Annotated in this window: 9 protein-coding genes and 1 pseudogene; 6 read left to right on the top strand and 4 right to left on the bottom strand. The window is 70.9% G+C overall.

Annotated elements, in window-relative coordinates; genetic code table 11:
* Both GWK61_RS48845 and GWK61_RS48850 read right to left on the bottom strand, forming a co-directional pair.
* Window positions 1-376, bottom strand: a pseudogene (locus GWK61_RS48845) (hypothetical protein); the annotation flags it as partial.
* Window positions 377-486: 110 nt separating this feature from the next.
* Window positions 487-2,592, bottom strand: a complete 2,106-nt coding sequence (locus tag GWK61_RS48850; RefSeq protein WP_194920415.1) for a DNA gyrase/topoisomerase IV subunit B — start codon at window positions 2,590-2,592, stop codon at window positions 487-489.
* Window positions 2,593-2,929: 337 nt separating this feature from the next.
* On the opposite strand from GWK61_RS48850, the gene GWK61_RS48855 reads away from it, so the two are divergent.
* Complete coding sequence (locus GWK61_RS48855) at window positions 2,930-3,172, top strand: DUF7455 domain-containing protein (protein ID WP_194920416.1); 243 nt, start codon at window positions 2,930-2,932, stop codon at window positions 3,170-3,172.
* Window positions 3,173-3,486: 314 nt separating this feature from the next.
* On the opposite strand, the gene GWK61_RS48860 is transcribed toward GWK61_RS48855, so the two are convergent.
* Both GWK61_RS48860 and GWK61_RS48865 read right to left on the bottom strand, forming a co-directional pair.
* Window positions 3,487-5,175, bottom strand: a complete 1,689-nt coding sequence (locus tag GWK61_RS48860) for an RNA polymerase sigma factor (protein WP_323748106.1) — start codon at window positions 5,173-5,175, stop codon at window positions 3,487-3,489.
* A 327-nt stretch (window positions 5,176-5,502) separates the two neighbouring features.
* Window positions 5,503-6,357, bottom strand: coding sequence for a FadR/GntR family transcriptional regulator (locus tag GWK61_RS48865; RefSeq protein ID WP_194920418.1), 855 nt, complete (start codon window positions 6,355-6,357; stop codon window positions 5,503-5,505).
* Between the two features lie 286 nt (window positions 6,358-6,643).
* Here GWK61_RS48865 and GWK61_RS48870 point away from each other — a divergent pair, with 286 nt between their 5' ends.
* The 5 genes from GWK61_RS48870 (at window position 6,644) to GWK61_RS48890 (ending at window position 10,535) form a co-directional block, all read left to right on the top strand.
* Window positions 6,644-7,768 (top strand): SPFH domain-containing protein, encoded by a 1,125-nt coding sequence (locus GWK61_RS48870; protein WP_194920419.1) that lies wholly within the window; start codon window positions 6,644-6,646, stop codon window positions 7,766-7,768.
* Window positions 7,769-7,771: 3 nt separating this feature from the next.
* Window positions 7,772-8,665, top strand: a complete 894-nt coding sequence (locus tag GWK61_RS48875; protein WP_194920421.1) for an NAD(+)/NADH kinase — start codon at window positions 7,772-7,774, stop codon at window positions 8,663-8,665.
* Between the two features lie 125 nt (window positions 8,666-8,790).
* Complete coding sequence (locus GWK61_RS48880) at window positions 8,791-8,991, top strand: hypothetical protein (protein WP_194920423.1); 201 nt, start codon at window positions 8,791-8,793, stop codon at window positions 8,989-8,991.
* A 15-nt stretch (window positions 8,992-9,006) separates the two neighbouring features.
* Window positions 9,007-9,876, top strand: a complete 870-nt coding sequence (locus GWK61_RS48885) for an ATP-binding cassette domain-containing protein (RefSeq protein WP_194920425.1) — start codon at window positions 9,007-9,009, stop codon at window positions 9,874-9,876.
* On the top strand, window positions 9,876-10,535 hold the full coding sequence (locus tag GWK61_RS48890) for a hypothetical protein (RefSeq protein ID WP_194920428.1): 660 nt from the start codon (window positions 9,876-9,878) through the stop codon (window positions 10,533-10,535). The genes GWK61_RS48885 and GWK61_RS48890 overlap by 1 nt, the downstream gene beginning before the upstream one ends.
* Window positions 10,536-10,741 lie beyond the last annotated feature (206 nt).

The raw sequence follows: 10,741 nt of genomic DNA on the forward strand, positions 1-10,741 counted from the left end.
CCCCGAGCCCGCCGGTTGTCCCGGGCTTGTCGCCAGACTGCTCGCTCCCCCGCAACCGCCCGGCGATAGCCGCGGCAAGCCCTTTGGCATCCCCGACCGTCACGCCAAGCTGACCCGCCAACTGCCAGGCCAACACCCGGGGCGTCAGCCCGCGCGCGGAAACCCATGCGAAGCGCTCGTCGTCGGCGGCCTCAGCCAGCACCGCCAGCTCCGAAGCCGCCCACGCCAGCGTGAACGTCTTCCCCGAGCCCCTCGGCCCGGTCACCAGCAGCAACCGCGGCAGCCCGGCGCCGGCACCAGCCGCACCGCTCGCACCACCGCCCGCGCCGCCGCCCGAGCCCGCGCCGGCACCCGAGCCGCTGTCAGCCACTGCCACAGCCGGCGCACCCGCCGCCGTCAACCACCCCACCACCGCGCGGCACACAGCCGCGCGCCCGGCGGGCAGCACCGTGCTCGGCGCCGCCGGCCCCCCGCCCGCAGCCATCGCTAGGCGTCGATCCGGGACCGGTCCAGGACCGCGGCCGAGTTGATGATGAACTCCCGGCGCGGTGCCACGTCGTTGCCCATCAGCAGGTCGAAGGCCTTGTCGGCGGACTCGGCGTCGGCCACCGTGATCCGCCGCAGCGTCCGGTGCCGGGGGTCCATCGTGGTCTCGGCCAGCTGGTCGGCGTCCATCTCGCCCAGGCCCTTGTAGCGCTGGATCGGCTCCTTGATCCGCTTGCCCTTCTTCAGCAGCTCGGCGACCGTGCGGCGCATCTCGTTGTCCGAGTACGTGTAGATGTACTCGTTCTTCGCCCGGCCCGCGCCGATCACCTCGATCCGGTGCAGCGGCGGGACGGCGGCGTAGACGCGCCCGGCCTCCAGCATCGGCCGCATGTACCGGTGGAACAGCGTCAGCAGCAGGCAGCGGATGTGCGAGCCGTCGACGTCGGCGTCGGCCATCAGGATCACCTTGCCGTAGCGGGCCTGGTCCAGGTCGAACGACCGGCCCGAGCCGGCGCCGACGACCTGGATGATGGCCGCGCACTCGGCGTTCTTCAGCATGTCGGCGACGGAGGACTTCTGGACGTTCAGGATCTTGCCGCGGATCGGCAGCAGCGCCTGGAACTCCGAGTTGCGCGCGGCCTTGGCCGAGCCCATCGCCGAGTCGCCCTCGATGATGAACATCTCCGAGCGGTCCACGTCGTCCGAGCGGCAGTCGGCCAGCTTGGCCGGCAGCGCCGAGGTCTCCAGCGCGTTCTTGCGGCGCTGCGCCTCCTTGTGCTGGCGCGCGGTGATGCGGGTCCGGGCCGCGTTGGCGATCTTCTCCAGCACGCCGCGGGCCATCGGCTTGTCGTTGCGCTTGGCCGAGGTCAGGAACTCCTTGAACGCGTTGTCCACGACCCGGGCCACGATCCGGTTCGCCGCCGGGGTGCCCAGGACCTCCTTGGTCTGGCCCTCGAACTGCGGCTCGGCCAGCCGGACGGTGACCACCGCGGTCAGCCCCTCGAAGACGTCCTCGCGGATCACGTCGTCGTCGTTGACCTTCAGCAGCTTGGCCGCCCGCAGCTGCTCGTTCGCCGCCTTGAGCAGCCCCTTGCCGAAGCCGACCAGGTGGGTGCCGCCCTTGGGGGTGGCGATGATGTTCACGAACGAGCGGATCACGGTGTCGTACTCGGTGCCCCAGCGCAGCGCCACGTCCACGAACAGCTCGCGCTCGATGTCCGCCGGGGTCATGTGCCCCTGCTCGTCGAGCACCGGCACGGTCTCGGTGAACTTGCCGGAGCCGGTGAAGCGCAGCGTGTCGGTGATCGGGCGGTCCGGGGACAGGTACTCCACGAACTCCGAGATGCCGCCGGCGAAGGAGAAGACCTCCTCGTCGTGCCCGCCCTCGCGCTCGTCGACGACGACGATGGTCAGCCCCGGCACCAGGAACGCGGTCTGCCGGGCCCGGGCGTGCAGGTCCTCCAGGGTGAACTCGGCGTCCTTCAGGAAGATCTGGCGGTCCGGCCAGAACCGGGTCCGGGTGCCGGTCGGGGAGGCACCCTTGGCCCGCGAGACCTTGCCGACCTTGCGCAGCCCGGACTCGGCCTTGAACTTCGCCTCCGGGCCGTCGCCGTCGAACACCCCGGGGACGCCGCGCTGGAAGGAGATCGCGTGCACGGTGCCGGCCCGGTCGACCTCCATGTCCACCCGGGAGCTCAGGGCGTTCACCACCGAGGCGCCGACGCCGTGCAGGCCGCCGGAGGCGGCGTAGGAGCCGCCGCCGAACTTCCCGCCGGCGTGCAGCATCGTCATGACGACCTCGACGCCGCTCAGGCCGGTCTTGGGCTCCACGTCCACCGGGATGCCGCGGCCGGTGTCCCGCACCTCGGCCGAGCCGTCCTTGTGCAGGATGATCTCGATCTTGTCCCCGAACCCGGCCAGAGCCTCGTCGACCGAGTTGTCGATGATCTCCCACAGGCAGTGCATGAGACCGCGGCCGTCGTTCGAGCCGATGTACATGCCCGGTCGCTTGCGGACCGCGTCGAGTCCCTCGAGGACAAGGAGGTGCCGCGCGGTGTAGGAGCCGTCCTTGTCGGCGGACGGCGCGGGCCTGCCTTGCGCACTCACTTGCGGACCTACCTCTCCCTCGTCGGTCGCCGGGACCGACCTCAAGATCGACTCACGTCACTCGAACACAGTTTCGCATCAATGGTAGCGACGGCAGGGCCAGCGTACCGGCAGCTTCCCCCCGGCGAGTCCATGTGACCGGCGCAACACTCTGATGGGAGGAGGCTCACGCATCGTGCCGGGACCGACACCGAACGTTGAGTTTCCTCATGGTTCGCACCCTTTCCGCGTACGCTCTGAGCGAACGTGACGCTTTCGACGCCGAATCACTAGCGCGGGAACACCGAACGCCTGCTTTGATGTTGTTCCGGGTACCACACAGAAAGCAGGTGCGACCGTGACCACTGCAGTACTGACCCCGACTGAGCCGCTCAAGGCCTCCGACCGTTGCGACCGCTGCGGTGCCGCTGCTTACGTGCGCGTCGTCCTGGGTGGCGGCGAGCTCCTCTTCTGCGCCCACCACGGCAAGAAGTACCAGGAGAGCCTGTCGAAGGTGGCTATCGAGATACACGACTTCTCGGACAAGCTGACGCAGGCGGAGACCAAGACCACCGTCGCCGCAGCTGAGGACGAGCACTGAGCCACAGTGCCCGTTCTGCCCGGCCCGACCATGTAGACCTGTGACGGACGATCCGATAACGGCTACTGCTTGCGATAAGGCCCTGGCTTCCGGATGGAAGCCGGGGCCTTCGCTGTGAGCTGAGTCACACGGCGAAGCGCGGCGACGGTCACAAGCCGTAGCCGATCGCTTTCTGAATGTGACGGACGGAACACATACCGCACAACGAAAGTGCGGCCGCCCCTTCCGGGGCGGCCGCACTTTCAGCGTTGCGGACCCATCTGTCGCGAACCGATCTGTCGCGAACCGATCCGGTGCCGACGGACTCCAGACCCCTAGTCCAGGTAGTCCCGCAGCACCTGCGACCGCGACGGGTGCCGCAGCTTGGACATCGTCTTGCTCTCGATCTGCCGGATCCGCTCGCGCGTGACGCCGTAGACCTTGCCGATCTCGTCCAGCGTCTTGGGCTGGCCGTCGGTCAGGCCGAAGCGCATGGACACCACGCCGGCCTCCCGCTCGCTGAGCGTGTCGAGGACCGAGTGCAGCTGTTCCTGCAGCAAGGTGAACGACACCGCGTCGGCCGGGACGACCGCCTCGGAGTCCTCGATGAGGTCGCCGAACTCGCTGTCGCCGTCCTCGCCGAGGGGGGTGTGCAGGGAGATCGGCTCGCGGCCGTACTTCTGGACCTCGACGACCTTCTCGGGCGTCATGTCCAGCTCCTTGGCCAGCTCCTCCGGGGTGGGCTCGCGCCCGAGGTCCTGGAGCATCTGGCGCTGCACGCGGGCCAGCTTGTTGATGACCTCGACCATGTGGACCGGGATGCGGATGGTCCGCGCCTGGTCGGCCATGGCGCGGGTGATGGCCTGACGGATCCACCACGTCGCGTAGGTCGAGAACTTGTAGCCCTTGGTGTAGTCGAACTTCTCGACCGCGCGGATCAGACCGAGGTTGCCCTCCTGGATCAGGTCCAGGAACAGCATGCCGCGGCCGGTGTAGCGCTTGGCCAGCGAGACCACCAGGCGGAGGTTGGCCTCCAGCAGGTGGTTCTTGGCCCGGCGGCCGTCCTCGGCGATGATGTCCAGCTCGCGCCGGAACTCCGGGGTCAGCGGCTCGCCGTCGTTCAGCTTCTCCTCGGCGAACAGGCCGGCCTCGATGCGCTTGGCGAGCTCGACCTCCTGCTCGGCGTTGAGCAGCGGGACCTTGCCGATCTGCTTGAGGTAGTCCTTCACCGGGTCCGCGGTGGCACCGGCGGAGGCGACCTGCTGGGCGGGGGCGTCGTCCTCGTCGTCGGACAGGACGAAACCCTCCTCCTTGTCCTCGCCGGGGGCGGCCCCTTCGGTCTCGGAGGCTTCCTCGCCTTCCTCGTCGGCGACGGCGGCGACCTCCAGATCGGGGGCCTCCTCGTCGTCGAGCTCCAGCTCCAGGTCGACGTCTTCCTCGAGTTCGGCCTCGTCGCCGTCCTCGTCGCCGTCCTTCTTGCCGGACGCGGCCTTCTTGGCCGGGGCGGCCTTCTTCGCCGCGCCCTTCTTGGCCGGGCCGTTGCCGGTCTCGGCCTCGCCGTCGGCGGCCGCTGTCGTCTTCTTCGCCACGGTCTTCTTCACCGCGGTCTTCTTGGCCGGGGCCTTTGCGGCCTCGGCGTCCGCGTCCTCGGACGCGCCGTTGGCGGCGGCGACGGCCGGGCCCGCGGGCTTGGCGACGGCCTTCTTGGCCGTGGTCGCCTTGGCCGCGGTGGCCGTGGTCGTCTTCTTGGCCGCCGTCTTGCTCGCCGCGGCGACGCGCTTGCGCGTGACCCCGGCGCTCTGCGCGGCGTTGACCGTCAGGTCGACGCCTTCCTCGTGCAGTACGGTGGTCAGGGCCCGCATGACGCTCTTGGCCTTGGCCATCGGGATGTCCGCCTCTTCAAAGGCCTGCCGCACCTCGTCTGCGGCAATGTGTCCCTGTGCCCTGCCCCGCTCGATGAGCGCCACGAGGTGGGCGGACTCGGCGATCTCGGCGGGCAGTGGACGGGAAGTGCTGGCCGACACGAAAACCCTCTCGCTACTGGATGGCAACCACCCGCTTCCGACGTGAGCCGGGATACAGCCCGCAAGGTACGCGGACCGTCTTGCTCTGTGTCGGGTTCGTGTGGAAGATTCCGATCGCGCCGCGGATCCGGCCGGTCGCACCCGGTCGTTCCGCATTGCACGCGACATAGCATTGTGGCACGCCGATGTATTCCCCGGGGACTGGATACCGGGTAATCGGCGGGCACCGCCTACAGAACGCCTCTCAGCGTCCCCCGAGGCGGCGGTGCCGCGCACCACTCAACCAGATCCCGGTAACGCGACCGGGCCCGGTCGATCACCGGTTGTTCACTGTCCGCGCTGTCCGGGCAGCCCGTAGGCCGGAGTGTGCTCCTCCAACTGAGCCGCGAGCATGGCACGCATCACACTGGCCGCCGCCGCGCCGTCGCCGGCTGCGATCTCGTCGGCCAGCCGCTGGTGCGCCGCCGCGCCGGCGTCGCCCATCGGCCCGCAGGACCGGCGCCGCATCCCCGCGCTCTCGGCCGCCCCGGTCACGACCCGCGCCAGGTGCTCCACCATCCGGTTCGGGCACTCGGCCACGAGCAGCGCGTGGAACTCGCCGTCGACCTTCGCGTAGCCGGGCTGGTCGCCGTTGGCGGCGGCCTGCTTCAGCAGCACGGCCAGCTCCGAGAGCCGGGCCGCGGCGCCTTCCGAGAGCCTCCCCGAGGCCAGCTGCGCGGCCAGCGGCTCGAAGGCGCAGCGCAGCTCCGCCAGCTCGCGGCACTGGTCCAGGCCCGCGACCCCGGCCGCGCGCCACTCGATGACGTCCGGGTCCAGCAGGTTCCACTCCGGGACCGGGCGGATCCGGGTCCCGACGTTCGGCCGCGCGGTCACCATGCCCTTGGCCTCCAGCACCCGCAGCGACTCGCGGACCACGGTACGAGAGACCTCGAAGCGGCGGCCGATCTCCTCGGGGACCAGCGGCCGGTCCGCGCCGAGCTCGCCGGCCACGATCATCCGGCCGAGCTGCTGGACCAGCTGGCCGTGCAGCCCGCGGGCCTGGGTGCCGGCGCGCAGGGACAGGTAGGAGTCGGTCATGGTGCCGCCGGCCGCGGCGGCCAGGGTGTTGGCGACGGGGGACGGCGCGGCGGGAAGGGTGTCGACGGGCGCGACGGTCCCGGTCATGTGTGTAGGAATGCTCATGTTGTTGTCGTCGGCCGCACCACCGGCGGACTTGAGGATTCTTAGCCGATAGTCGGGCCGATGTCACCCGTCGGAATGATCACCCCCAGGTCGGGGCGTCGCCCGGACTCAAGGACGCGGACGTTTCCCCGCCGCGCGGCGGCCAGCCCGTCGAGTATGCGGATATTGAGTCTCCCGACGCCGCCCGGCCCGTTTCTCGTCAGCTTGACGATAAAAGGTCCGAGGGGCTACCGTCTCAGCGTCTTGCTCCTGCGAGACAGAGCTTCGAATTTCTTGGGGGAGAGAAATGGCGGACATCACCAAGCGGCTGTTCCTGAGCCACTTCCGCGGCAGCCCGACCAACCACGTGGTCCACATGCGGCGCGGCAAGGTCGCGCACGAGGGCACCGGCCAGGCGTTCTGGTTCCGGCCGCTGAGCGCGGTGCTGGCCGAGGTCCCGGTCGACGACCGCGAACTGCCGATGCTGTTCCACGCGCGCACCAAGGACTTCCAGGACGTCGCCGTGCAGGCCTCGATGACCTACCGCTTCGTCGACCCGGCCGTGGCCACCCGCCGCCTGGACTTCGCCGTCGACCCGCTCACCGGCCAGTGGCGGGCCACCCCGCTGGAGCAGGTCGCGACGCTGCTCACGGAGCTGGCGCAACAGCACGCGCTGACCCTCGTGGCCACCCTGGAGCTGGCCGAGACGCTCGCCTCGGGCACCGCCGCGGTCCAGGAGCGGGTGGCCGGCGGCCTGGCTGCGGACGAGCGCCTGGCCGAGACCGGCATCGGCGTGATCGGCGTCCGGGTGGTCGCGGTGAAGCCGGAGGCCGACGTGGAGCGCGCGCTGCGCACCCCGACCAGGGAGCTGATCCAGCAGGAGGCGGACCGCGCCGGGTTCGAGCGCCGGGCGCTGGCGGTCGAGCGCGAGCGCGCGATCACCGAGAACGAGCTGCAGAGCAAGATCGAGCTGGCCATGCGCGAGGAGAACCTGGTCGCGCAGGAGGGCCAGAACGCGCGCCGCCGGGCGACCGAGCAGGCGGCCGCGGCGCGGATCGCCGCCGAGGGCGACTCGGACCGGGCCCGGATCGCGGCCGAGGGCGAGGCAGAGCGGGCGCGGATCGCCACCGCGGCGAACGCCGAGCGGGCCCGGATCGTCGCCGAGGCCGACGCCGACGCGCTGCGGACGCGCTCCTCGGCCAACGTCGAGGACCTGCGGGCCGTCGGTGCGGCACAGGCGGAGAACGAGGCGGCGAAGCTGGCGGCGTACGCGGGGCTGGATCGCAACGTGCTGTTCACGCTGGCGCTGCGCGAGTTCGCCGGGCAGCTGCCGGACATCGGGACGGTCAACCTGACGCCGGACATGGTGACCGGGCTGCTGTCGAGGCTGGCGAACGGGGCGGGCGAGGCCTCCCACGGCGCGGAGTCCTGAGCGATGTCCGTGGCGCCGCGGGTGGTCGTCGTGCACCGGCACAGCGAGCGCGACGAGATCGTCGCCGAGCAGGGCACGTGGGGGCAGGCGGAGTTCGTGCAGAAGCGGCGCGGGGTCTCGCTGTCGTCGGTGAAGAAGCGGCACGAGATGCTGAGCGGCGCGGTGCAGGCGGTCTCCGCGACGATCCCGAAGGAGTGGCGCCGCGGGACGGTCGAGCGGGCCGACCTGCCGCGGTTCCTGTTCGAGCCGGAGGACGTCGTGGTGGTGGTCGGCCAGGACGGCCTGGTCGCCAACACCGCGAAGTACCTGGACGGCCAGCCGGTGATCGGGATCGACCCCGATCCCGGCCGGAACGTGGGGGTGCTGGTGCGGCACTCCCCCAAGGACTTCGAGTCCTTGCTCGCCGGGATCGGCGCCGGCCGGGCACAGGTCGAGGCGCGCACGATGGTGTCGGCGGCGACCGACGACGGGGAGTCGCTGCTGGCGCTGAACGAGGTCTACCTCGGGCACTCCGGGCATCAGTCCGCGCGGTACCTGCTGAGCACTCCGGAGGGCGAGGAGGAGCACCACTCGTCGTCGGGGCTGCTGGTGGGGTCCGGGACCGGGGCCACGGGGTGGCTGCTGTCGATCGCCCGGCAGCGGGCGCGGCAGATCGCGCTGCCGGGGCCGACGGATCCGGAGCTGGGGTGGTTCGTGCGGGAGGCGTGGCCGTCGCCGACGACGGGGGCCGCACTGACGGAGGGGCTGCTTCCGGACGGCGCGGAGCTGACGGTGCGGATCGAGGGCGAGTCGCTGGTGGTGTTCGGGGACGGGATCGAGGCCGACCGCCTGTCTTTGGGGTGGGGGCAGACGGTGCGGATCCGGGCGGCGGAGCGGCAGCTGCGGTTGGTGGTGTAGCCGGTCGGCCGGTGGTTACGGCGGGTGGTTACGGCGGGTGGTTCCAGCCGGTGGCCCGGTGGTATGGACCGGGCTGTGAGCGGGCATCCTGAGAAGTGAGTGTTCTGATCGGGGGTGGGACGGCCATGAAGCACTCTGAACAGCTTGCCCTGGCGGGGTTTCTGACGTTCGTCGCCGGGATCGTGTGGAACGTGCACTATTCGCTGCTCGCGCTGGCCGCTCCCCCGCACACCTATGACGGGCCGCTGATGATCGGCGGCTTCATCGCGGCCGCCGGCGTCATCGCCACGGTCGTCGGGCTGCGCGGGCATCACAGCGGTCGGTGAAGGCAGACTGGGAGCGTGCTTCTCGACGGGATCGGCAAGCGGTATCGCATCGGCGGGCCGTGGGTGCTGCGTGACGTGCGGCTGGAGTTGCGGCCGGGGCGGGTCGTGCGGATCCACGGACGCAACGGCAGCGGGAAGTCGACGCTGCTGCGGGTGGTCGCGGGGATCGCGGAGCCGTCCAGCGGCCGGGTGAGCGGACGTCCGTCGACCGGGTACGTGCCGGAGCGGTTCCCGCCCGCGCTGCCGTTCACCGCGGCGCAGTACCTGCGGCACCACGCGCGGATGCGGGGCGTCGCGGCGTCGCAGGGCACGCGGTGGCTGGAGCGGTTCGGGGCGGCGCAGTTCGCCGGGACCGCGATGAAGGAGCTGTCGAAGGGGACGTCGCAGAAGATCGCGGTGACGCAGGCGCTGCTCGGCGATCCGGAGCTGCTGGTGCTGGACGAGGCGTGGACCGGGCTGGACGTCGCGGCCCGCGACGAGCTGGCGGCGGTGGTGCGGGAGCGGGCTCGGGGCGGGGCGTGCGTGGTGTTCGTGGACCACGACGCGACGCGGCTGGCGGATGCCACGGACGAGCGGTGGGTGGTGCGGGACGGGGCGCTGCACGCGGCCGGTGAGGAGTTCGCGGGGCTCGCTGGGGCAGGGCTTACGGAGGCCGGGGCGGCTGCGGCTCGGCTGGTCGCGATCGAGGTCGCCGGTGTCGTGGCAGGGATCTCGCTTCCGTCGGCGGCCGAGATCTCTTCGGAGCGCGAAGGCCTGCACCGGATCGTGGTCGATGAAGCGCTCTCCGACGAGGTCCTGAGGCATCTGTTGGCCCTCGGACCGGAGGTACACATCGTCGCCGTATCGCAGGCCACCACACAGATCCGCGCGAAGGAGCAGTCCTGATGCCGGCACTGATCCGCTACTACGTCGCGCTCCTCCTGCGCTCCGGCCGCTGGCTCCCGGCGACGATCTTCTACGCGGCGATCGTCAGCATCGGAACACAGGGCTCGGCGAAGGTCGGCGAAGCACTCGGCTACGCGGGCGCGGGCCTGGTCCCGTCGGTGGCCTGGCTGACGCGCGCCGCCCTGACCGCCGAGCCCGAGGCCGCGCGACACTGCGTGGCCGGAGCCGTGGGCCCGCGGCGTCCGCACGTCGCAGCCCTGGCTGCGGCGACGATCGTCGGCTTCGTCTTGGCAGCTGGCGGCGCGGCGGGGATGCTGGCCGCGGTCGGCAGCATCCACCCCACGACGGCGCTGACAGCAGGCCTGCTCACGATGGCACTGTGCGTCCTGGCCGGCAGCGGGGTCGGGGCACTGTGCAACCCGCCGCTCCTGGTGCGCGCCACCTGGGCCATCCCGATCGCCGGCATCCTGGCCATCACGGTCCTGGTGGCCGCCGGCTCGCCGGTGAACGCCGCCATCCGCGGCATCACCCCGAGCGACCAGGCCCCACGGCTGCCGCTGCTGCCGGCGGTGTTGGTGATCGCTGCGACAGCGGTGTGCTGGACAGTCTCGACATACGTCGCCGCCCGCAAGGAGTTCCACGTCGGCGAGACTGATTGAGGCACCCGCCGCCGACTCCGGCCAGCACACTCGCGCGCTCAGGCCCCGGACCCGACTTCGTCCTAGCCCCCGCCCCTAATACGGCAGCCGCACTTGGTGTGACTTGTTGGGGTGCTGTTCGTTGATGAGGTGTGGATCACGTTGTTGGCGCTGCCGATGTTCTTGATCGGCTTCAGGTGTGGGATGAAGAGCTGGCCGGGTTGCAC

This window comes from Catenulispora rubra, assembly GCF_015356825.1.
Taxonomy (GTDB): Bacteria; Actinomycetota; Actinomycetes; order Streptomycetales; family Catenulisporaceae; genus Catenulispora; species Catenulispora rubra.

Coding starts and splice junctions, on each gene's coding strand:
- GWK61_RS48880 (WP_194920423.1), top strand. CDS start 8,791: ATGAAGCACTCTGAACAGCTTGCCCTGGCGGGGTTTCTGACGTTCGTC.
- GWK61_RS48865 (WP_194920418.1), bottom strand. CDS start 6,357: ATGAGCATTCCTACACACATGACCGGGACCGTCGCGCCCGTCGACACC.
- GWK61_RS48870 (WP_194920419.1), top strand. CDS start 6,644: ATGGCGGACATCACCAAGCGGCTGTTCCTGAGCCACTTCCGCGGCAGC.
- GWK61_RS48890 (WP_194920428.1), top strand. CDS start 9,876: ATGCCGGCACTGATCCGCTACTACGTCGCGCTCCTCCTGCGCTCCGGC.
- GWK61_RS48875 (WP_194920421.1), top strand. CDS start 7,772: ATGTCCGTGGCGCCGCGGGTGGTCGTCGTGCACCGGCACAGCGAGCGC.